We start from the raw sequence: 22,719 nt of genomic DNA on the forward strand, positions 1-22,719 counted from the left end.
CCGCAAGGCTGTGTCCCGCCCAAGGTTGGCCGCATGCGGCCAACCTTCATCCCTCAGCCGCTTCCCGCGAGGCGGCTGAGGAATGAGCCGAACCCGGCAAGCTGTCGTCCAGTCCAAGCAGCAGGAACAAGTCGTCAAGGAGAGCACCATGCGCCACTTACCGACACTATGTGCCGTCGCCCTGCTGGCAGGCTGCACCACCATGGCCGACACCCTGCACGGGTCGCTGACGCCGCCCGCGGGCCTGGGCTACGCCGTGTTTTCCATGACCGTGCGCACCTACAACCCTGGCTACGCTACGGCCAACCTGAGCTGGCGCGGGCTGGACAACGGCCAGCACGGCATCGTGTACGCCAACTTCGGCACCGATACCGTATTTGGCGAAGAAGGCATGACGCCGGTAGACGGCAAGCTGCAAATGCTAGCGCTGCCACCGGGCCGCTACCAGCTGCAAACCGGCTACGCGCGCTGGAACGACGATCCGGGCGACGACCTTGTGTTCAATTACAAGGGCTACGCCAGCTTTCGCCTCGACAAGCCGTTTGAAGTACGCACCGGCGAAACCGTCTACCTCGGCCAGCTGCGCTTCAATCTGGACTACCGGCCGGACGTGGAATTTGTCGACGAGCAAAAACGCGACTTCGGCCACATGCGCCGCGTGTGGAAGATCAATGACCTGAGCGCCATCCGCCTGCAGCCATTCAGCGGCAAGGCCGGGCGCAGCAACTGAATCACCGGTGACAGCCGTGCGCTGCCACCTGAAAAACAGGCGGCCAACCCAAGGTTGGCCGCAAACAATACGTGAACACCTGAAATATTACTGGAGCCTACATGCTGAGCTTTGAAGACCCGATCCCGACCGCAACCCCGGCCAACACCCTGGACACCCACGGCACCAAGCGCGTCAGCGCCGCCGACAAGCGCGTGATCAACGGCACCACCGACGTCAACCAGCTGGTGCCATTCAAGCACAAATGGGCGTGGGAAAAATACCTGGCCCAGTGCGCTAACCACTGGATGCCACAAGAAGTGAACATGCAGCGTGACATCGAACAGTGGAAAACCGGCCAGCTGACCGAAGACGAAATGCGCATCGTGAAGCGCAACCTCGGCTTCTTCGTCACCGCCGATTCGCTCGCCGCCAACAACATCGTGCTCGGCACCTACCGCCAGATCACCAGCCCGGAATGCCGCCAGTTCCTGCTGCGCCAGGCCTTCGACGAAGCCATCCACACCCACGCCTACCAGTACATCGTGGAAAGCCTGGGTCTGGACGAAGGCGAAGTGTTCAACGCCTACAACGAAATCAAATCCATCCGTGACAAAGATGAATTCCTGCTGCCGTTCATCAACGTGCTGTGCCATCCGGAATTCAAGACCGGCACCCTGGAAACCGACCAGACCCTGCTCAAATCGCTGATCGTGTTCGCCTGCATCATGGAAGGCCTGTTCTTCTACGTCGGCTTCGTGCAGATCCTCGCGCTGGGCCGCCAGAACAAGATGACCGGCGCCGCCGAACAGTACCAGTACATCCTGCGCGACGAGTCCATGCACTGCAACTTCGGCATCGACCTGATCAACACCATCAAGCTGGAACAGCCGGAAGTGTGGACCGAAGAATTCAAGGCCGAGATCACCGAACTGTTCAAGCACGCGGTCGAGCTGGAATACGCCTACGCCGAAGACACCATGCCGCGCGGCGTGCTGGGCCTGAACGCCAGCATGTTCAAGGAATACCTGCGCTTCATCGCCAACCGCCGCATGCAGCAGATCGGCCTGGAACAGCTGTTCCCCGGCGTGAACAACCCGTTCCCATGGATGAGCGAGATGATCGACCTGAAGAAAGAGAAGAATTTCTTTGAGACGAGGGTGACTGAATATCAGACTGGCGGGGCGCTGAGCTGGGATTAATTTTTAAGGCATGGGAACCCCATGCCTTTTTTTGCCTACATGAATATAGAATATTATTAGTACAATGTTATATTGTTTGGCATTTTGCTAAATTGAGAAGCTTGCGTTGATTCAGTGCCAATTTTTCAAAGCAAGGGAGTGATAATGTCTACATCGACTATGTTTCAAGACTTTCTAAGTAATATCCAGATCAATAATGCTGAGGATATTAGTTATCGCTATGGCGAGATCACTTCCAGCCTAAATCAAAAATTTCGTGACACCGATTCAAAAACGGCCAACAGCCTTCAGGTTGGATCATATGGCCGGCACACCGGCATCAAGGGCATTTCTGATTTAGATATGCTTTACATTATGCCGAAAAGCGAGTGGGAAAACTACAAAGGAACTGGCGGCCAGACCAAACTACTGAACGACACAAAGAATGCAATCAAAGATCGATATCCCAAGACAGATATTCGTGTAGATCGCTTAGTTGTTACCGTTACCTATACTAACTTCCATGTTGAAGTTCAGCCTGTTTTTGAAGAGTATGATGACAAAGGTCAGAGCTACTTCAAATATCCAGACACCTATAACGGTGGCAGCTGGAAGAACACCAAGCCAAGACAAGAAATCGCAGCAATGACGGAATTTGTCAATCAAAAAAACAAAAACCTTCGTAAACTTTGCAAAATGGTGAGATCTTGGAAAAACAAGCACGGTGTTGGCATGGGAGGGCTTTTAATTGATACTTTGGCATATAATTTCTTAAAATCCACCAATGAATACGATGATAAGAGCTACGCCTACTACGACTGGATGAGTCGCGATTTCTTCAAATACTTAATGGATCAACCCAATCGAGATCACTATCAGGCGCTAGGTAGTGGTCAAGATGTAAAAGTGAAAAAGCCATTTCAAAAGAAAGCTAAGAAAGCATACGAAGCTTGCCTAGCGGCTATTGAAGCAGACGGCACTGATGCCGCTTACGAAAAATGGAAAAAAGTATATGGAAGACCATTCCCTACCAAGCCTGCAGTCACAACAGAAAGTGCAAGGGCGAGGTCATGGAACAACACTGAAGAATTTATCGAAGATCTTCACCCTATCGATGTCCGTTACGAAATAAATCTTGATTGTGACATATCTCAGAATGGTTTTCGTGAACACCCACTGAGCTATTGGCTCACGCGAAAAATAGCTTTAAAACCAAATAAAAATCTAAAATTCACTGCTGAGCCAATAAACATACCGCACCCATACACTTTAAAATGGAAGGTGCTAAATAGAGGCACAGAAGCTCAACGCCGAAATTGCATTCGCGGGCAGATTCAACTGGACTCAGGCAACCTACAGAAAATTGAAAATAGTGACTTCAAAGGCGAGCACATTGTTGAGTGCTATATTGTCAAAAACAATGTAGTTGTTGCCAGAAACAGGATCGATGTTCCAATTGAGTGACCATCATGAATAAAGACGATCTTTTAAAACACATTGCACAAACTGCATACAACGTCGGTTTCGGTGCAAAAAAGAATTTTGCCACCTATGATATTGTAGCCAAAATGCCTGGTCTAATTGGATTTATATCATTGGTATTTGGTATTTATGCATTGATATTTGAAGCATTAAATGCCAAATTCTTTTCAGCCACATTCATTATTTTGGGCGTGATAGGTATGTACATAACCGTATACGACCCAAAAAAATCGGAATATGCAAACGCAGGAAAACACCTAACTAAACTATTTAACGCACTAAAAATTCTTCATGGAAAGGTACGCGCAGAGCAAGGTCCACTTGATGCTTACGTAGCTGAACTTGATCAACTGGAAAAGGAGTACAACAATACCAGCATGCATCATCAAATTATGTTTAGCAATTGGTATGCCCACTATAAATTTTTTTGGGAACATCAGATTGACTGGATTGATGATCATTTGAAGTTCAAACTCCTAAGAGACAAAATACCTTTATCATTCCTGCTTTCTGCTGTCGCCATTTTAGGCATGTTGATATTTTTTGGATCATCTGCCATCGGAAAGCCGGCCTGCTGAACTAGCCCAGCCGTACCGCGCGCCACCCCGTAGAGTACCGTCACCCGGCCAGCCGGGCGACGCACCTTTATTTATACCACCACGGATGCCACCACCCTTAGCCGCAAGCCCTCCTGCAGCACACACTGTTCTGTATCGCGCCACTGACCGCGCCTTTAATTGTCGCCCGCCAGCCCCATCTGTCCAGCATGTGGCGGCCGTGGCCGCCTTTCCTTCCCCGCCCTTAGCGGCACACCGACAGGACTTCTGCTCATGAGCGAATCGCGCTACACCCCGCCCCGCGTCTGGACATGGGATCAGGCCAATGGCGGCCAGTTTGCCAACATCAACCGCCCGATCGCCGGGCCGACCCACGAGCAGGCGTTGCCGGTGGGCGAGCACCCGCTGCAGCTGTATTCACTGGCCACGCCCAATGGCGTGAAGGTGACCATCATGCTGGAGGAGCTGCTGGCGCTGGGCCATCGCGGCGCCGAGTACGATGCGTGGCTGATCCGCATCCACGAGGGTGAGCAGTTCGGCAGCGGCTTTGTCGGGCTGAACCCGAATTCGAAAATCCCGGTGCTGCAGGATCGCAGCGGTGCCGAGCCGCAGCGGGTGTTCGAATCCGGCGCCATCCTGCTGTATCTGGCGGAGAAGTTCGGCGCGCTGTTGCCGCAGGATCTGGCGGCCCGCACCGAATGCCTGTCGTGGCTGTTCTGGCAGATGGGCAGCGCGCCGTTCCTGGGCGGCGGTTTCGGCCATTTCTACGTCTACGCGCCGGAGAAGTTCGAATACGCGATCAACCGCTTCGCAATGGAGGCCAAGCGGCAGCTGGACGTGCTGGACCGGCACCTGGCGAAAAACCGCTGGCTGGCGGGCGACGAGTACAGCATTGCCGATATCGCGGTGTGGCCGTGGTATGGCGAGCTGGTGCGCGGCAACCTGTATGGCGCGGCGGAGTTCCTGCAGGTGCAGGACTACCCGCACGTGCTGCGCTGGGCAAACGAGATGGCGGCGCGGCCGGCGGTGCAGCGCGGGCGCATGGTGAACCGCCTGCGCGGCGAATTGAGCGAGCAGCTGCACGAGCGCCACGCCGCCAGCGATTTCGATACCCGCACCCAGGACAAGCTGCAGGCGCAAGAGGCCGCCACGCCGGCCTAAGAACCTGTTTACGATCTGCTGCGCTTCGGCGAAACGGCGTTAAAAACGCCTTCGGAATGCTCATTTACGACTTGTAAACTCCGCTTCCTCAGTCGTTTTTTCCTTGTCTCGCTCTAGCTCGCGAGATCGTAGACAGGTTCTGATCGCACGCTAGTCCGATACGCTTGCGGCCAACGTTGGCCGCAAGCGCAGCCCGCCCGCCAATCCGTAATCCCCCGCCCGTTTTGCCGCGACTTGCGCTACCCTGTGCGCCTTGTTTTCCAACGCGCGGCCAGGCTTGCGCGGCTTTACAGAACCGATCCCATGCGACTCCAGGAATTCCACCAAGCCCTCGCCGATCTCGGCGCCCGTCCCTGCCATATCGGCCGCATCAACCGTGCGTGGCTGAAAGGCCAGCCGCTGGATAGCGGCACCCGTCACCAGAAGGGCGAGCACTACTTTCCGCTGGCGGTACGTAACGGCCTGCCGCCGCTCACGGCGCAGCTGGATGGGCTGGCGCGCATCGAATCACAACACCCGGCGGCGGATGGCTCGCTGCGGCTGCTGGTGGCGCTGAATGACGGCCAGATGGTGGAAAGCGTGCTGCTACCGCGCGACGGGCTGTGCGTGTCCAGCCAGGTGGGCTGTGCGGTGGGCTGTACCTTCTGCATGACCGGCAAGAGCGGGCTGCTGCGCCAGCTGGGCAGCGCCGAGATCGTGGCGCAGGTGGCGCTGGCGCGGCGCATCCGCCCGGTAAAGAAGGTGGTGTTCATGGGCATGGGTGAGCCGGCGCACAATATCGACAACGTGCTGGACGCCATCAACCTGCTGGGCACCGACGGCAATATCGGCCACAAGAATCTGGTGTTCTCCACCGTCGGCGATCCGCGCGTGTTCGAGCGCCTGCCACAGCAGCAGGTCAAGCCGGCGCTGGCGCTGTCGCTACACACCACCAATGCCGAGCTGCGCGCGCAATTGCTGCCGCGCGCACCGCGTTACGAGCCGGCGGAGCTGGTGGCGCTGGGCGAGGACTACGCGCGCCGTGTCGGCTACCCGATCCAGTACCAGTGGACGCTGCTGGCCGGCATCAACGACACACAGGAAGAAATGGACGCCGCGGTGCAGCTGCTGCGCGGCAAGTACGGTGTGCTCAATATCATCCCGTACAACAGTGTGGACGGCGACCACTACCAGCGCCCGTCCGCCGAACGCATCCAGCAGATCAAGCGCTACCTGCACGACAACGGCGTGCTGACCAAGGTGCGCGATTCCGCCGGCCAGGATATCGACGGCGGCTGCGGCCAACTGCGTGCCCGCGCCGCCGACGTCATCGACCACAGCCGCCTGCTGCGCCGCAATCGCAGCGACCAGGCCAGGCAAGCGGACTGAGCAACCCGCCTGGCGGTATGGTTGCTGCCGCCATATGATGAAGCAGACTCTGACCGGAATGCCTCGCCATGCGCAAGCTTGCCCACCGGGTACTACTGATACTGGCCGCTTGCTGGGCCGCCACCGCACTGGCGGCGGAAATCGTTCGCTTTCCCGACTATCCGGACCCGAACAAGCGCTTCTTCCGTGCCGCGCTGCAACTGGCACTGGATAAAAGCGGCCAGGCCTATACGCTGATGCCGGTCTTGCCGCAGATGCTGCAAGGGCGGTCGATTGCGCGCGCCATGGGCGCTGGCGGCGACATCGACGTGTTGTGGACCATGACCACCCGCGAACGCGAAGCCTTGCTGCTGCCGGTGCGCTTTCCCGTGGACAAGGGCCTGCTGGGTTGGCGGATAGCCATCGTGCGGCAGGACAAGGCGGCACAGTTTGCCAATGTGCAGACGGTGCAGGACTTGCGCTACTTTACCGCCGGCCAGGAGCACGACTGGCCGGACACCCGCATTTTGCGGGAAAGCGGCCTACCGGTGATGACGGCCAGCCAGTACGACTCGCTGTTCAGGATGCTGGTGGTCAAACGCTTCGACTACTTTCCGCGCGGCGTGGCCGAGGCCTGGGCCGAGGTGGATGCGCGCCCCGAACTCGGCCTGACGGTCGACCGTTTCATCGTGCTGCGCTACCCGGCCGCCGAATACTTTTTTGTCACGCCGCGCAAGCCTTATCTGGCCGAACACATCTGGCAGGGCCTGCTCCGCGCCCAGGCCGACGGCAGCTTCGACCGGCTGTTCCATGCCCACTTCGACACGCTGCTGCAGCGGGCCAGGCTGTCGCAGCGGCGCGTCATCGAGCTGGATAACCCGATGATCGATGCGGGCAGGCTGCTGCCGGCCGATTCGCCGTGGTGGTATCGCCCGCTGCCGGCCGCCAACTAAACCAGACATGTCCGCATCTGTCCCAGAAAAAACCGCCAGCCGTTAACGGATGGCGGTTTTTGTGGCGCCCTGTGGTCTGCCGGCTGGGTGCGAGTCAGCGCCGTGGCTCGGCGGCAGCGGCCAGCAGGTTTTGCACGCCCTGCCAGCGCGCCTGCATACGCGGTAGCAAAAATGCCCGCAGCGCCTGCGCCAGCGTGCCGGACGCGCGGCGGTCGGCGCAGATCAGCCATAGCGGCGCCGCCTCGCCCTGCCAGTGGGGACACAGCGGCAACAGCCGGCCGGCAAGCAGGTCGTCGGCCACGTCCAGCATCGACTTGTAGGCGATGCCCTTGCCGGCCAGCGCCCAGCGCCGCACCACATCACCGTCGTCGGCCATGCGCTGGCCAGGCAGCGTGATGCTTTCCTGTTGCCCGTCGCGGTCAAACGACCACTGCTGATGCAGGCTATCGCCCAGCATGTAGCTGAGACAGACATGACCATTCAGGTCGGCCGGCGTACGGGGCGTACCGTGGCGTGCAAGGTAGTCAGGAGCCGCACACAGCACGCGGCGGTTGTCCGGCAGCAGGGGCAAGGCCACCAGCGAGGAATCGGCCGGCGTGCCGTAGCGGATGGCCAGATCCACCGGCTGGCGATACACGTCGGCCAGCCGGTCACCCATCTGCAGGCGCAGCGACAGTTGCGGATGCTGCACCAGGAAATCGTCCAGCCACGGCAACAGCACGTTGCGGCCAAGGTCGGAGGGCAGCGACAACTGCAGCAGGCCGCGCAGCGCCGCCTGACCTTGCGCCGCCTGCTGTGCCGACGCCCACAGCGCCAGCATCTGCTGCGCCTGCGGCAGAAACTGTTCGCCCTGCGGGGTGAGCCGCAGATGGCGGGTGGAGCGCACGAACAGGCGCGCGCCCAGCTCCGCTTCCAGCCGTTTCAATGCGGCACTGGCCGCCGCCGGCGTCAGCCCCAGCGCGTGCGCGGCGGCGGTCAGACTGCCGGTTTCGGCGGTACGCACCATGATGTCGAGAGGATGCAGTGCTTTCATGTTCAAATTTTATTTGATAGTTATGCAAATAATACGCCGTTTATCAAATAAATTTTCACAAGCATGATGGCACGCACACTGACAGCAAGGAGTCATCATGCACATCGCCGATCTGGTTCAAACCCGTTACACCACCAAATCCTTTGATCCGTCATTCCGCCTGACTGCCGCACAAGCCGCCGACATCGAGAGCCTGCTGCGCTTCAGCCCGTCGTCCACCAATGCCCAGCCGTGGCACTTCGTGCTGGCCGACAGCGCCGAGGGCAAGGCGCGTGTCGCGCAGGCGACGCAAGGTTTCTACAGCTTCAATGAAGGCAAGATCCTGAACGCGGCGCGGGTGGTGGTGTTCTGCACCCGCGCCCAGCTGGACGACGCCCATCTGGCCACTCTGCTGGAGCAGGAGGACCGCGATGGCCGCTTTGCCAATGCCGACATCCGCGCCGGCCAGCATCGCGGCCGCAGCCACTTCGTCAACCTGCACCGCTACGAGCTGCGGGACGCCGCGCACTGGATGGAAAAACAGACCTATCTCGCCGCCGGCACCCTGCTGCTGGGCGCCGCCGCCATGGGGCTGGATGCCTGCCCGATAGAGGGTTTCGATCAGCAGGCGCTGTCCGGGGCGCTGGATCTGCGGGCGCAAGGGCTGGTGCCGTCGCTGATCGTCGCGCTGGGTCGCCGTGCTACCGACGACTTCAACGCCACGCTGCCCAAGTCGCGGCTGCCGGCCGCGCAGACCATCACCCGCCTGTAAGGCTTTGCGGCCAACCCTGCCGCAAGGTTGGCCGCATTGCCCTAGCCCACCACCTGCAGGCTGGACTGCCCCAGCCCGCTGCCCTTCTTCACCACGATCTGCACCGCGATGCGCTCCTGCATGCCCGTCACGTGGCTGATGACGCCGATGGATTTGCCGCTGGCGTTGATGCTGTCCAGCGCGTCCAGCGCCACTTCCAGTGTGTCGCCGTCCAGCGTGCCGAAGCCTTCGTCGAGGAACAGCGAGTCGATGGAGGTCTTGTGGCTCACCAGGTCGGACAGCGCCAGTGCCAGTGCCAGGCTGACCAGGAAGCTCTCGCCGCCGGACAGGGTGCGGGTATCGCGGGTGGCGTCGGCCTGCCAGGTGTCGACGATCGCCAGTTCCAGCTCGCCACCGGCCTTGCGCTGCAGCAGGTAGCGGCCGTGCAGGCGTGCCAGATGGCGGTTGGCGAGGTGCATCAGGTGATCCAGCGTCAGCCCTTGGGCAAACTTGCGGTACTTGTCGCCCTCTTTCGAGCCGATCAGGCTGTTGAGCCGCTGCCAGATGTCGGCATCGGCGCTGTGCCGTTCGATCTGCAAGAACAGCGCCTGCTGCTTGTCGCGGCGCTGCGCGTCGTCGTGCAGCAGCGCCTGCAACGCACCCTGCTGGCCGGACAGCGCCTGACGCTGCGCGTCCAGCGCCGCCAGTGCGGCGTCCAGCTCGGCCAGCGACAGCGGGCTAAGCGCCTGTTGCTGCAGCGCTGTCAGCGTGGCGAGCGCGGTTTGCCGCACCGCCTGGCTGCGTTGCAGCGCCTGTTCCAGCTGTTGCTGCTGCGCCTGTAGCCGCTGGCGCTCGTCTGCCGGCAACAGCGCCTGCAGGAAGGCGGCCGGATCGGCAAACGGGCTGGCGGCCAGTGCGGCCAGCCATGCCTGTTCGGCGCGCTCATGCTGCTGCTGTTGCGTCTGCAGATCGGCCGCCAGCTGTGCCTGCTGCCCCTGCAGGCTGGCGATCTGCGCCGCCAGCTGCTCCGCTTGCGCGGCGTAGTGCGCCAGTGCCGGCTCGTCAGCGGCGGCCGCGTCGCAGTCCACCGGCGCCGAGGCGGCCAGCTTGTCCCAGCACGCTTGCCAGCCTTGCGCCACCGTGGCGGCCTGTTCGCTGCGCGCCTGCTGTTGCAGCAGCGCGCCCTGTTGCTGCTGTTGCGCCTGCTGCTGCGCCTGCCAGTGTTGCCAGTCTTGCTGGCGCGCGGCCAGCCAGTCCGCCATGTCGCCGTCGCTGGCCAACCCGGTGGTGCTAAAACCGGCGGCGGCGATGGCTGCGGCCAACGTTGCGCCAGTCTGTTCGATGTGTTGCGCGGTGGCGGCCAGCTGGCGCTGCAGCTCGGCCACGCCTTGTTCCGCATGCGCCTTTTCCTGCAGCAGCAACTGGTGCTGCTGGCCGGCTTGCTGCAGTTGCGCGGCCTGCTGTGCTTCCTGCTGGCGGGCGGTGACCAGGCTTTGCTGCGCCAGCTCCGCCTGCTGCAGCGTGCGGTTGAGGGCGGCGTCGTGCTGCTCGGCGCCGAGCAACCCTTGCTGCAATGGTTCCTGCTGCGCCCAGCCGCTGTCATCCAGCCCCAGCGGTGCGGCCTGTGCCTGCCAGGCGGCTTGCGCTTGCTGCCGGTTGTCGGCCAGGGTGTCCAGTGCGCCCTGCAGCTGGACAAGGCGTTCTTCCAGCTTGACCAGCTCACCGTTGACGGTGCGGCCCTGCTCCTCCAGCAGCTGCAGCGCGGCTTCTTTCTCCTGCAGCGCGCGGGCGGTGTCGGAGACGGTCAGCGCCTGATAGGCGTGAATGCCGGGGTGTTCCAGCGAGCCGCACAGGGGGCAGGCCTCACCCGGCTGCAGCGCGGCGCGGTGTGCTTCCAGGCTCTGGATACGCTGTTCCAGCAGCAACAGCCGGCGCTTGTCGTCCACCTGCTCTTTCAGCGTGCGGTAGTCCTGCCGCAGGCCGTCGCGCCGCGCTTGCTGCGCCGCCAGCTGCTGGCGGGCATCGGCCAGCGCGCCTTGCAGCTGCGTGTCTTGTGCGGCGTGCTGGCGCAGCTGGCTGGCCAGCTGGCCCAGCTGCCGCCACGACTGCAGCTGTTGCTGGCCAAGTTGCCAGCGCTCGCGCAGGCTGGCCAGCGTCTGGCCCTGCAACAGCTCGGCCGCCGCGTGCTCGGCGGCCAGCGTCGTCTGCCGGCTTTGCTGGTGCTGGATGGTGGCGTGCTGCAGCGCCTTGTCCAGCTCGCCCAGACGGCGCTCGGTCGCGGCCAGCCCGTCCTGCTGCGCCTGCCGCTGGGTTTGCAGCTGTAGCAGCGCTTGTTGTGCCTGCTGCAGCTGTTTGTGCTCGCTGTGCCAGCCGCTGAGGCGTTCACCCAGCACCGCAAAATTGGCGTGCTGCGCCAGCCACGCCTGTCGTGCCTGCAATTCCTCCTGCAGCGCCTGGCACTGCTGCCGGGCGCCGGTGGCCAGCGCGGTGGCGATGGCCGTGGCCTGCCAGTGGGCGGCGATCGACTGCTGCCGGCTGTCGGCAAGCTGCGCCTGCAAGCTGTTGCCGGCCTCACGGATTTGTTGCTGGCGCGCGGCGGCGTCCTGCCACGCCTGATAGAGCGGCTGCAGCGCCGCCGCCGGCTCGCTGTGCTGCAGGCGCTGCAAGGTTGGCCGCGCCTGTTCGATCGCCTGCTGCGCCGCCTGCTCGGCAAGCTGCGCCTGCTGCTCGGCCAGTTCGGCCTGCGTCAGTTCATGCCGCCACTGGCGCAGCACCTGCGTCTGCGCCTGTTGCTGCTGCAATGCGGCCAGCTGCGACGTCAATTCCGCGGTCTGCTGCTGCATCGTCTGCCGCTGTGCTTCCGGCAGCAGCTCCACACCGTCGGCGCGGGCCTGCAACTGCTCCAGCGCCTGCTTGGCGTCGCGCGCCCGTTCGAACACGCGCTGCGAAATCTGGCCGTAGATGTCGCTGCCGGTGAGTTCTTCCAGCAGCTCGGCGCGCTCGTTGGCGCTGGCATTCAGGAAGGCGGCAAAACCGCCCTGCGCCAGCAGCATCGATTTGGTAAAGCGCGCGAAATCCAGCCCGGTGATCGCCTCGATGCGCTTCAGCTTGTCGTTGATGTGGGTGGTGAGGATGGTGCCGCTGGCGTCGGCCAGCTCCACCCGCGGCGCCTGCAGCTGGCCGTCGGCCTTGTCACGCGCGCGGCGCTGGCTCCAGAACGCGCGGTACAGCTGGCCCTTCACCTCGAACTCCACCTCGGCCAGACAATCGGCGGTGTGGCGGCTCATGATCTCGTTGCTGCTGGCGGAGATGGTCTTCAGCCGCGGCGTTTCGTGGTACAGCGCCAGGCAGATGGCGTCCAGCAGCGTGGATTTGCCGGCGCCGGTGGGGCCGGTAATGGCGAACAGGCCGTTGCCCCGGAATGGCGGCCGGGTGAAGTCGATCTTCCACTCGCCTTGCAGCGAGTTCAGGTTCTTCAGGCGCAGGGTCAGGATCTTCATGCCTCGCCCTCCTGCAGGCTGGCGACAATGTCGCGGTAGCGCGCCTGCAGCTGTGCGGCCAAGGTTTCGTCCAGCGTTTCCAGTTGCAGCCGCTTGTCGAACACGTCGAACGGCGTCAGCTCGTCCAGTGTCTCGCGCGCTTCTGCCTGTAGCGTGGCGGCGGCATTGCCGCGCTCACGGCGGATGCGCAGCACCTCCACCGGCAGCTCGGCGGTGATGCTCTGGATGCGCGCCTGCAGATCGGACAGGTAATCGTCGCCCTGCACCAGCACCTCCAGCCACACCGGCTGCGCGGCGCTGCCCAGTGTGGCGGCCTCGGTGATGGCGGCGGCCAACGTGGCCAGATCCCCCTTCACCGACACCAGCTGCTGGAAGCGAGGCACCGGCAGCGGCGTCACCCCCAGCAGGCCAATGGCGTCGACATCCACCAGCAGCACCTGCTTCTGCTGGCCGGCCTCGTCGAAGCTCAGCGGGATCGGCGAGCCGCTGTAACGGATGTGATCCAGCCCACCCACCTGCTGCGGGCGGTGGATGTGGCCCAGCGCGATGTAGTCGGCCGGCGGAAAGGCGCTGCTGGGAAACGCTTCCAGCGCGCCAACGTAGATCTCGCGCACCGATTCGCTGGCGCTGGCGCCAACGGTGGTGAGGTGGCCGGTGGCGATGATGGGCAGCGGCAACTTCAGCGCGTCGCGCCGGGCGCAGGCCAGCCGGTACAGTGCCTGATAGTGCTGGTGGATGGCCTCCTGCAGCGTGAGCTGCTTTTCCTCGGCGCTCTGTCCGGCCTGGCTTTGCATCACGTCACGCGGGCGGATGAACGGGATGGCGCAGACGATGGCGCCGGGTGTGCCGTCGCGCTGCGGCAACACCAGCACCTGCTGTTCGAGATCGGCCTCCACCGCCGGAATGACGCTGGTGCCCAGGCAAGTCAGCAACGGCCGGCTTTCGCCCAGCGTGGCCACCGAGTCGTGGTTGCCACCCAGCAGCACAAGCGCGGTGCCGCTGCCGTGCAGCGCCACCACCAGCCGGTTGTACAGCTCGCGCGCGTAGCTGGGCGGCGCGCCGGTATCGAACAGGTCGCCTGCGACGATGACGGCGTCGACGGCGTGCTCGCGCACTTGCCGCAGCAGCCAGTCGATGAAGGCCTGGTGCTCTGCCTGGCGGGTCTTGCCCATGAAGTGCTGGCCGAGGTGCCAGTCAGAGGTGTGAAGGATGCGCATGAGGAATACGGGGGCGTTGGCAATGTGGCCGATTGTAGCAAGCCCGCCGTGCCGGCAGCATGGCGGCAGACGGATTGCCCGCCTGTCGCCAATTGATTCAGGATCAGGCGCCGGCCTTTGCCGCTTGCGGGGCAGCCACTGCCGGCAGCCGCTGCAACCCCCACACGTTGGCCGCAATAATCAGCAGCACGCCCAGCAGCTGCCAGCCATCCAGCAACCGGCCGTAGGCGAGGTAATCCACCAGCAGCGCCACCACCGGGTAACTGAAGCCCAGCAGCCCGATCCAGTGGGTGGGCAGCTGGCGGAAGGCGGCGTACATGATGATGTACATCAGCGTGGTATGCACCAGCCCCAGCGTGGCGAGATAGCCCCAGTGGCTGCCGGCCACCCACAGGCTGGCATTGTCCAGCAGCGGCCACAACAGCAGCACGCCGGTCAGCGTCTGCACGCAGGCGATGTGGGTGGGCGCCAGCGTCTTCGGCAGCTGTTTGCTGATCAGCGTCACCACCGCGTACAGCATGGCGGCGCCCAGCGCCAGCAGGATGCCCAGCAGCCCGCCGCCGGCGCCCTGCCCCGGCTGCACGATCAGCAGCATGCCGGCAAACGCCACCGCCACCGCGGCCAACTTGCGCACGGTCAGCGCCTCGCCCAGCAGCAGCCGGCCCAGCAACAGCAGCCAGAACGGCTGGGTGTGATACACCACGGTGGCGATGCCGATCGAGCTGTAGTGATAGGCGTTGAACAGCAGCAGCCAGTTGCCCACCAGCGCGATGCCGCCGGCAATGCACCACAGCAGGCTGGCCCGGGTAAACGGCCACGTTTGCCACAGTCCGCGCCACCAGGCGTACAAGCCCAGCCCCAGCGCACCCAGCACGCAGCGCACAAACACCACGTTCCATACCGATTGGCCGGATTGCAGCACGAACCAGCCGATGGTGCCGGACAGGGCCATGGCGGCCAGCATCTGCAGCACGCCGGTGCGTAAATTTGGTTGTGTCATGATCAGGTTCTCCTTGCAGGCTAGTGTGCAACAGCATACGCAGCGCGCACAGCCGGCTGAATGGACTTTGCAAGGCAGAATCGGCTTGCTACCTTGTAAATATCACCAAATAGACAGGATTGCCTGCAATGAAAGACTGGATCGACGTACAGCTGGTGGGGCTGCTGCAACAGGACGCGCGGCAGAGCATTGCCGAGCTGGCGCGGCAGCTGAAGATGTCCGGCCCCAGCGTGTCGGAACGGCTGAAGCGGCTGGAGGAACACGGTGCCATTCGCGGCTACACCCCGGAGCTGGACTGGCAGCAGTGGGGCTACACCCTGCAGGCCATCGTGCGGCTGCGCCCGCTGCCGGGCCAGCTCAAGGCGCTGGAGGCGCGCATCGTCGCCACGCCGCAGTTCACCGAGTGTGACAAGGTCACCGGCGAGGATTGCTACATCGCCCGCCTGCTGCTGCGCGACATCGGACAGCTGGACGAGATCCTGGACGGCTTTGCCGAGCTGGCCACCACCGCCACCAGCATCGTCAAGGCCAGCCCGGTGCTGCGCCGGCTGCCGCCGCTGCTGCCCTAGCAGAAAGTAGCCACGCAAGGTTGGCCGCAGCGCGTATCGCTCAGTCGGAGACGGGATGGATTTCGATGCCGAGCGCGCGCCCAAGGCCCGCCGGCTGGACCAGCAGATCGGCCAGGGTGTGGCGTGACAGCTCGCCATAGAAGGCCTCTTGCGCCGCATGCAGCACGCGATACAGCCGGCAGCAGGCGGCGATGCGGCAGTGCGAGTGCTCGGCATCAAAGCACTCGACCAGCACGTTGTCGGCCTCCGCCGCCCGCACCAGCTGGCCGAGGTTGACCTGCTGCGGCGCGTGCGTCAGCCGCATGCCGCCGCCCTTGCCGCGCACCGTGGTGAGATAGCCCTGCTGCCCCAGAAAATGCACCACCTTGGTCAGGTGGCTGGCGGAGATGTCGTAGGCGTGGGCGATCTCGTTGATGGTCACCAGGCGCTCGCCCGCTAGCGCGCTGTACATCATTACCCGCAGGCAGTAGTCGGTAAAGGCGGTCAATCGCACGATCGGAACCATTCCATAGTGTTGTTCAATCCGGCAGCTTATGCACCCGGACTCGGGCCGCCATTCTACCCTGCCGACCAGTGCCCGGTTGCGGCGGTTTGCATCACGCCGGCCTGCCGTTGCGCTAAAAGCCAGCCGGAAACGCGCGTTCTTGATGCGCCTCAAGCGAATGGACTTTGCTTAATAACATTCATTTTCTATGAATGTTATCGGGTATAAGATTCATCTCAGACGAATCTTATACCCCCTCAAGGAGCACCACCATGGCTTTCACCGTCAAGAACAATATCCGCTGGGTCGGCAAACAGGACTGGGAGCTGCGCGAATTTCACGGCAGCGAATACAGCACCCACCGCGGCTCCAGCTACAACAGCTACCTGATCAAGGAAGAGAAAATCGCGCTGATCGACACCGTGTGGGCGCCGTACGCCGAAGAATTCGTCGCCAACTTGGCAAAAGAAGTCGACCTCGGCGCCATCGACTACATCATCGCCAACCATGGCGAGATCGACCACAGCGGTGCCTTGCCGGCGCTGATAGCGCGCATCCCCGACACCCCGATCTACTGCACCGCCAACGGCGCCAAGTCACTGCGCGGCCACTATCACCAGGACTGGAACTTCAAGATCGTCAAGACCGGCGACAGCCTGGACCTCGGCAATGGCAAGCAGCTGGTATTCGTCGAGATGCCGATGCTGCACTGGCCGGACAGCATGGCCACCTACCTCACCGACGACGCCGTGCTGTTCAGCAACGACGCCTTCGGCCAGCACTATGCCAGCGCACAGATGTTCAACGACCAGTGCGACCCGGTCGAACTGCAGGAAGAGTGCATCAAGTACTACGCCAATATCCTGACCCCGTTCAGCGCGCTGGTGACCCAGAAAATCCACGAAGTGCTGGCCTTGAACCTGCCGATCGACATGATCGCCACCAGCCACGGCATCATCTGGCGCGACAAGCCGACCCAGATCGTCGAGCAGTACCTGAAATGGGCCGACGACTACCAGGAAAACCAGATCACCCTGGTCTACGACACCATGTGGAACGGCACCCGCATGATGGCCGAGGCAATTGCCGAGGGCATCCGCAACGCCGATCAGGAGGTCGTGATCAAGCTGTTCAATCTGTCCAACAGCGACAAGAACGACGTGCTCACCCACGTATTCAAGTCCAGGGCCATCCTGGTCGGCAGCCCGACCGTCAACAACGTGATGCTGCCGCACGTCGCCGCCCTGCTCGAGGAGATGACCGGTCTGCGCTTCAGGAACAAGGCGGCAGCGGCGTTCGGCACCCAAGGCTGGAGCGGCGGCGCGGTGGAACGCATCGCCAGACGCCTGAACGACGCCGGCTTCCGCGTACTCAACCAGGGCATCGCCGCGGAATGGCGGCCGACCGACGACGCGCTCTCGCAGGCGGTGCGCTTTGGCGAAGCCTTCATCGGGCAGCTGGGTCAGCGCGAACCGCTGGCGGCGAGCGATACCGCCAGCTGTGGCAGCGGCAAGATGCGCTGCAAGACCTGCTCGTGGGCCTACGACCCGCAACAGGGCGAATCCTCGCAAGGCGTGGCCGCCGGCACCGCCTGGCCGGATGTCGCGGAGAGCTTCCTGTGCCCGGTGTGCTTCATGGGCAAGAGCGACTTTGTTCCCGCGTAAACAACCGTCCCCGGAGATTCCTGATGAAAAAACCCCTCGTCATCATCGGTAGCGGCCACGCCGGCTACACCCTGGCCCGGGCGTTCCGCCAGCTTGATACCAGCACCCCCGTCATCATCCTGACCCAGGATGGCGGCGAGCAGTATCCCAAGCCACAGCTCAGCCACGGTTTCGGCCAGCAAATGGCGGCCGAGCAGCTGGTGCAGCAGCACGCCACCGCCATCGCCGCCGAGCTGAAAATCATGGTGCGCCCCAATACCCTCGTCACCGCGATCGACTTCGACGCCAAACTCGTCCACGCCGGCGCGGTGCAGATCCCCTACAGCGACCTGGTGCTGGCGGTGGGCGCCGAGCCCTTCGTGCCGGCCATCCGTGGCGACGCGGCGCAGGACATCCTGACCCTGAACAACCTGGAGCAATACCGTCGCTATGTCGCGCAGCTCGAGCGCAGCGAGCGCGTGCTGGTCATCGGCGGCGGCCTGATCGGCACCGAGATCGCCCACGACATCGCCCGCCACAAGCAGGTAACGCTGGTGGACATCGGCAGCCGGCTGCTGGAACGGCTGGTGCCCGAGGTGGTCAGCCAGCGCCTGCACCGTGCCATGGCGCCGGTGACGATGCGTTTCGGCACCGCGGTGGACCGCATCGACCGCGCGGCGACGGGCTACCACGTGAAGCTCAGCAATGGCGAAATCCTTAACGTGGACGCCGTGATCTGCGCGGCGGGGCTGAAGCCGCGGCTGGAGCTGGCCGGCGGGCTGGCGACCGCACGCGGCATCAGCGTCGACCGCTACATGCGCACCTCGCAGCCCAATGTCTATGCGCTGGGCGACTGCGCCGAGATCGAGGGCCAGATCCTGCCCTACCTGCAGCCGATCACGCTGTCGGCGCGGGCACTGGCCAGCACCCTGGCCGGCACGCCGCAGCCGGTGCGCTTCGGCCCGCTGCCGGTGGCGGTGAAAACGCCGCACTATCCGATCCAGCTGGCGGGCGTCACCCACGGGCCGGCGCTGGACTGGCAGATCAGCGAGGGCGACGACGGCCTTACCGCGCTGGCCCATCGCGACAGCAAGCTGGTCGGCTACGTGACCACCGGCAGCCGCAACGGCTTCAGCCTGCTACCTAGCCTGGCCGGCTGAACCGGTCGCGCCGGAGCGGCCGGGGCAGACGGCGTGCCGGCCGGCGGCTGGCGTCCCGCCCCAGGCCAATATTGCCCCCCGGCAAAAGGTTGGCCGCAATGGCGCACCAGGCCGGCAGCTACTGTCTCGCTGCGCCCACCCGGCAGCCGGCACTGGCAAAAGCAGACTCATTCACTAAGATGCAAACACACCAGCTTCTGGTGACACGCTCCGCATTCCTCTCACCACCAGCAAGAGGTACGCAATATGAAGACACTGCAAGCATCCGCCAGACCGGCAACACCGGCCTGGCTGGCCGTCGTGGTGATGGCCGCCAGCCCGCTGCTGGCCAGCGCCGGCGACCTGTCCGCCACTTACCGCGGCAAGCCGGTGCCCTTCGGCCAGGGCCAGGCGCACACCGAAGTCCGCACCGACGCCGCCGGCAAGGCGGTCGCCGTCAGCATCGTGTTCAGTGAACAGGCGCTCGCCGGGCTGCCGGGCGCCGCCATGGCACCGGCCTACCTGCTGCGCATGCCGGCCAAGGGGCCGCGCACGGTAGTCGACCACGTGGTCATCAACTGGGAAGCCGTCGGCCACCCGCCACCCAAGGTCTACGACGTGCCGCATTTCGATTTCCACTTCTATCTGGTAAAACGGGCGGAGACGATGAAGGTGCATTTCAACAGCGACGCCGAATCGGCCGATCCGAGCCAGCAACCGCCGGCCGAGCTGCTGCCCGCCGGCTACATCTTGCCGCCGGGCACGGCCGTCCCGAAAATGGGCGTGCACGCCATCAACCCCCAGGCGGCGGAATTCCAGCAACCGCCGTTCACCGCCACGCTGATCTACGGCTACCACAACAAGAAGCAGACCTTCATCGAGCCGATGGTGTCACTGGCTTTTCTGCAGTCGAAGCCGGTATTTTCCGCACCGGTGGCGCGCCCGGCCCGCTACAGCAAGAGTGGCAGCTACCCCGCCGGCTATCGCGTGAGCTACCGCCCCGACAGCCAATCGTACGAGGTGGCACTGACCGAGCTTCAATGACGGCGCCCCTGGCGGGCGGCGGACGACACCTGACGCGGCCAACCCTGGCCGCTTTTCTTCTGTCCGCCACTTGACGCCGCCCTGCCTGCTGCGGCACAAACAGCGCCTTGCTTGAGAGGCGACAGATGAACCACCTGCAAACCATTTACCACCTGCAACCGACGCCGACTGCGCGGGTGCAGCAGCGGCTGGCGGTGCGCGGCATCGTGGCGCGCAGACGCGAGCTGTTGCTGCTGTATACCGGCCGCTACGACGACTACAGCCTGCCGGGCGGCGGGGTGGAGGCAAACGAGGACCACGCGCTGGCGCTGGCGCGCGAGCTGGCGGAGGAAACCGGCGCCCGCGATGTCCGCATCCTGCGCCCGTTTGGGTTGATCGACGAGTTCCGCCCGCCGCGTGGCGACTACGACGTGCTGCACATGCTGTCCTACTGCTATGTGTGCCGCATCGCAGCCACGTTGGCCGCACCGCAAATGGAAGCCTACGAGATCAACAACCGCATGCAGCCGCGCTGGCTGGACGTGGACGCCGCCATTGCCCACAACCAGGCGGTGCTGGCGCGCGGCGCGGCCGGCATGGGGCTGTCTATCGTGCGCGAGACCGCGCTATTGCGGCGCATCGCCCAGGCGCTGGACGCCGGCGAGCTGTAAGTGCACGGCTCGCAGCTCGCGCCGCACCGGGGTGCGCCCGCGTTGCCGGATTGAAGGGCCAATGGCAAGGTGGGCACGCAGCAACACGCCGCAACGGCCACTGCCTGCCCGCCTGCCATCGCCCATCGCACACGGTCGCTTAGTCCACCGGAATCATCAGGTGCTGGTAAGGCGTACCCGGCCACATCACGTACGGCACGCTGCTATCCGGCGTGGCACTCTTGGGGTACATGTCATAGAACGCCGGCTCCGCGCCGACGATCATCACGTGCGGCCCGGTCTTGACCCAGTGGTTGCCGGCATCCGGCTTCGCCGCGTACGGGTCGGTATTGCTGGCATCGGTGCCCCCCGACAGCATGTACATGAAACCGATCTGGCCGGCGACCGGTGTCGTGTGGCCAATCCAGGCCATCGCCCACGCCATCGCCGCCTTGTCCATGCACATCGGGTCCGGGCCGGGGGTGGCCGGGTTGTCCGGCATGCAGGTGAAGCCGTTACTGCCCTGGCGCAGGGTGCGCATCTTGCCGTCGGCCTCCATGGCGACGATGGTCGCCGCGGCGCTGACCTTTTTCGGGGCGGCGCTCATCGCGCTCTTGATCATTTGGGTATCGCTGGCGGCCATCACCGCCGGCACCTGGCCGATGACGGCGAGCGCCATGGCGATGGTCAGACAACGGTGTGTCAAGGTCGATGTCGACATGATCACTCCTTCTTGCAATGCAACGGGTGTCTACCCGGCTGCCGCAAGCGCTGCGGATGACACCTGGCGGGTGTGAACAAGACGGCAAGCTGTCGCCGTCACCCGCTGACAGCCGGGAGCGGGCAAACACAAGGCGCGGCAGCACAGCCGGTGTGCCCTAAGTGTAGGAGACGGCCCGGCAAGCGCAACCGGCGGCCGGCCCGCTACGACGGACACGCTACCTGCCAGGCTTGGCGGCCAGCCCCCGCTACGCTGGCACAGCTGTTGCAGCGCGGCGCGGCGCGCGCACCGCCGTACCACATATGCAAATAGTATTATTTGATCCTGGCCAAAATGACGTTGATTAAGGCCATGCCCGCACAATGCCGATGCTATGCTAGATGGCTGTTTGCTTGCCCCAACCGCTTTGCCAGGAACCCCCGCACGTGCACAGTCCCACGCTAGTCGCCATTGCCGCAATCCTCATGGTCGTGATGACCCTGATGCTGGCCGCTGCCTGGCGCTTCAACCCGCGCATCGCCGGGCTGGGCGCCTGGACGCTGTCCTATTTCTTCGGGCTGCTGGTCTGCGTCAACCTGCTGCTGCGCGCGGTGGCGCCGGAACTGCTGCTGGTGCTGCTGGCACAGCTGTCGGCCTACCTGATGGCGTGGCTGAACTGGGTGGGCACCCGTGCCTATGTCGGCGCCGCGCCGGTGCCACGACGCTACGGCGTGCTGGGCGCCGTCTTGCTGCTGGCGACCGCGGCCTGGTTTACCGTGGTGCAGCCGGAGCAGACGACACGCTTCACGCTGATGAGCCTGGTGGTGGGCACGCTGTTCCTGCTGTGCGCGCGCACCATCGCCCAAGGCCGGCTGCAGGATCACCCGGCCCGCTACCTGTACGCGTTGGCCAGCGGCGGGCACGGGCTGTTCCTGCTGCTGCGCCCGTGGCTGTTCCGCGTCGACAACCACGGCCTGTTCGACGCGCAGCACGCCATCGCGGTATCGCACCTGGTGGTGGTGGAATCCATCGTCGCCATCGTGCTGATGGCGTTCGGCATCGTGATGCTGGCCAACGAACAGGTGACGCTGGAATTGCGCCGCATCGCCGACCGCGACCCGCTGACCGGCGTGTTCAACCGCCGCGCCTTCCTCGCCCTGCTGGACAAGGGCAGCCACTACGCCGAGCGCATGGCGTTTCCGCTGTCGGTACTGCTGGTCGATCTGGACCACTTCAAGAAGGTCAACGACAGCTGGGGCCACCAGCTCGGCGACCGCGCGCTGCGCCATTTCGTGACGGTGGCGCAAGCCTGCCTGCGCGATGGCGACGTGATCGGCCGTCTCGGCGGCGAGGAATTTGCGATTTTCCTGCCTAACGCCCGGCTGGCACAGGCCGAAGCCATCGCCAGCCGCCTGCGCGGCGCACTGGAAATGCAGCCGCTGCGCCACGGCGAGGCCGCCATCGCGCTGACCGCCAGCATCGGCGTGGCGCAACGCCAGCCGCAGGAAGCGCCGCAAGCGCTGCTGCATCGCGCGGACGAGGCGATGTACCTGGCCAAGCACAAGGGCCGCAACCGCATCGAACTGGCGGCAAGCAGCCCGCCGCCAGCCGACAGTACAGCCGCGCCGGCACTGCCGTAAG

General features: G+C 63.7%; 20 protein-coding genes. 14 read left to right on the top strand and 6 right to left on the bottom strand.

Translation table 11 applies throughout. The features are described from left to right. The first annotated feature begins 82 nt into the window (after positions 1–82). The 7 genes from C8E02_RS05755 to C8E02_RS05785 all read left to right on the top strand — a co-directional run bounded on the left by C8E02_RS05755 (position 83) and on the right by C8E02_RS05785 (position 7,390). On the top strand, positions 83–730 hold the full coding sequence (locus C8E02_RS05755; RefSeq protein ID WP_245961073.1) for a hypothetical protein: 648 nt from the start codon (positions 83–85) through the stop codon (positions 728–730). A gap of 101 nt (positions 731–831) precedes the next feature. Then, entirely contained in the window at positions 832–1,911 is a 1,080-nt protein-coding gene (locus C8E02_RS05760; RefSeq protein WP_120809995.1) for a ribonucleotide-diphosphate reductase subunit beta, read from the top strand. A 144-nt stretch (positions 1,912–2,055) separates the two neighbouring features. Then, positions 2,056–3,354 carry a nucleotide-binding domain-containing protein gene (locus C8E02_RS05765; RefSeq protein ID WP_120809996.1) on the top strand — a complete coding sequence of 433 codons (1,299 nt, stop codon included), beginning with the start codon at positions 2,056–2,058 and terminating at the stop codon, positions 3,352–3,354. Between the two features lie 5 nt (positions 3,355–3,359). Further along, the gene (locus C8E02_RS05770) at positions 3,360–3,950 is read left to right on the top strand and encodes an SLATT domain-containing protein (RefSeq protein WP_120810105.1); all 591 of its coding nucleotides are present in this window, start codon (positions 3,360–3,362) and stop codon (positions 3,948–3,950) included. A 252-nt stretch (positions 3,951–4,202) separates the two neighbouring features. Further along, on the top strand, positions 4,203–5,090 hold the full coding sequence (gene yghU / locus C8E02_RS05775; protein ID WP_120809997.1) for a glutathione-dependent disulfide-bond oxidoreductase: 888 nt from the start codon (positions 4,203–4,205) through the stop codon (positions 5,088–5,090). Positions 5,091–5,393: 303 nt separating this feature from the next. Beyond that, positions 5,394–6,458, top strand: a complete 1,065-nt coding sequence (locus C8E02_RS05780) for an RNA methyltransferase (RefSeq protein WP_120809998.1) — start codon at positions 5,394–5,396, stop codon at positions 6,456–6,458. A gap of 68 nt (positions 6,459–6,526) precedes the next feature. Beyond that, entirely contained in the window at positions 6,527–7,390 is an 864-nt protein-coding gene (locus C8E02_RS05785; protein WP_120809999.1) for a hypothetical protein, read from the top strand. 94 nt (positions 7,391–7,484) lie between these two features. On the opposite strand, the gene C8E02_RS05790 is transcribed toward C8E02_RS05785, so the two are convergent. Beyond that, positions 7,485–8,423 carry a LysR family transcriptional regulator gene (locus tag C8E02_RS05790; protein ID WP_245961074.1) on the bottom strand — a complete coding sequence of 313 codons (939 nt, stop codon included), beginning with the start codon at positions 8,421–8,423 and terminating at the stop codon, positions 7,485–7,487. Between the two features lie 97 nt (positions 8,424–8,520). Between C8E02_RS05790 and nfsB the strand changes: the two genes are divergently transcribed. Further along, the gene (gene nfsB / locus C8E02_RS05795; protein ID WP_120810001.1) at positions 8,521–9,174 is read left to right on the top strand and encodes an oxygen-insensitive NAD(P)H nitroreductase; all 654 of its coding nucleotides are present in this window, start codon (positions 8,521–8,523) and stop codon (positions 9,172–9,174) included. 41 nt (positions 9,175–9,215) lie between these two features. Here nfsB and C8E02_RS05800 read toward each other — a convergent pair whose 3' ends face one another. From C8E02_RS05800 to C8E02_RS05810, 3 genes are all read right to left on the bottom strand, one after another. Then, positions 9,216–12,653 carry an AAA family ATPase gene (locus C8E02_RS05800; protein WP_120810002.1) on the bottom strand — a complete coding sequence of 1,146 codons (3,438 nt, stop codon included), beginning with the start codon at positions 12,651–12,653 and terminating at the stop codon, positions 9,216–9,218. Further along, positions 12,650–13,870 (bottom strand): exonuclease subunit SbcD, encoded by a 1,221-nt coding sequence (gene sbcD, locus C8E02_RS05805; protein WP_120810003.1) that lies wholly within the window; start codon positions 13,868–13,870, stop codon positions 12,650–12,652. Before sbcD ends, C8E02_RS05800 begins: the two co-directional genes overlap by 4 nt. A 103-nt stretch (positions 13,871–13,973) precedes the next feature. Next, a complete protein-coding gene (locus C8E02_RS05810; protein WP_120810004.1) occupies positions 13,974–14,870 on the bottom strand; it encodes a DMT family transporter in 897 nt (298 codons plus the stop codon). A gap of 128 nt (positions 14,871–14,998) precedes the next feature. Here C8E02_RS05810 and C8E02_RS05815 point away from each other — a divergent pair, with 128 nt between their 5' ends. Then, positions 14,999–15,439: an Lrp/AsnC family transcriptional regulator gene (locus C8E02_RS05815; RefSeq protein WP_120810005.1), complete on the top strand. Its 441-nt coding sequence runs from the start codon at positions 14,999–15,001 to the stop codon at positions 15,437–15,439. A 40-nt stretch (positions 15,440–15,479) separates the two neighbouring features. Here the strand turns inward: C8E02_RS05815 and C8E02_RS05820 are convergent, their stop codons facing one another. Continuing rightward, entirely contained in the window at positions 15,480–15,932 is a 453-nt protein-coding gene (locus C8E02_RS05820) for an RrF2 family transcriptional regulator (protein ID WP_120810106.1), read from the bottom strand. A gap of 263 nt (positions 15,933–16,195) precedes the next feature. Between C8E02_RS05820 and norV the strand changes: the two genes are divergently transcribed. The 4 genes from norV (at position 16,196) to C8E02_RS05840 (ending at position 20,399) form a co-directional block, all read left to right on the top strand. After that, positions 16,196–17,587 carry an anaerobic nitric oxide reductase flavorubredoxin gene (gene norV, locus C8E02_RS05825; protein ID WP_120810006.1) on the top strand — a complete coding sequence of 464 codons (1,392 nt, stop codon included), beginning with the start codon at positions 16,196–16,198 and terminating at the stop codon, positions 17,585–17,587. 23 nt (positions 17,588–17,610) lie between these two features. Further along, the gene (locus C8E02_RS05830; protein ID WP_120810007.1) at positions 17,611–18,726 is read left to right on the top strand and encodes an FAD-dependent oxidoreductase; all 1,116 of its coding nucleotides are present in this window, start codon (positions 17,611–17,613) and stop codon (positions 18,724–18,726) included. Positions 18,727–18,972: 246 nt separating this feature from the next. Next, a complete protein-coding gene (locus C8E02_RS05835) occupies positions 18,973–19,749 on the top strand; it encodes a DUF5602 domain-containing protein (RefSeq protein ID WP_120810008.1) in 777 nt (258 codons plus the stop codon). A 125-nt stretch (positions 19,750–19,874) separates the two neighbouring features. Continuing rightward, positions 19,875–20,399, top strand: coding sequence for an NUDIX hydrolase (locus tag C8E02_RS05840; RefSeq protein ID WP_120810009.1), 525 nt, complete (start codon positions 19,875–19,877; stop codon positions 20,397–20,399). A 139-nt stretch (positions 20,400–20,538) separates the two neighbouring features. Here the strand turns inward: C8E02_RS05840 and C8E02_RS05845 are convergent, their stop codons facing one another. Next, the gene (locus C8E02_RS05845) at positions 20,539–21,099 is read right to left on the bottom strand and encodes a hypothetical protein (protein WP_211329163.1); all 561 of its coding nucleotides are present in this window, start codon (positions 21,097–21,099) and stop codon (positions 20,539–20,541) included. Positions 21,100–21,524: 425 nt separating this feature from the next. Between C8E02_RS05845 and C8E02_RS05850 the strand changes: the two genes are divergently transcribed. Further along, positions 21,525–22,718 carry a GGDEF domain-containing protein gene (locus C8E02_RS05850; RefSeq protein ID WP_211329164.1) on the top strand — a complete coding sequence of 398 codons (1,194 nt, stop codon included), beginning with the start codon at positions 21,525–21,527 and terminating at the stop codon, positions 22,716–22,718. The last annotated feature ends 1 nt before the right edge of the window (position 22,719 follow it).

The sequence above is a fragment of the Vogesella indigofera genome (assembly GCF_003633895.1).
Taxonomy (GTDB): Bacteria; Pseudomonadota; Gammaproteobacteria; order Burkholderiales; family Chromobacteriaceae; genus Vogesella; species Vogesella indigofera.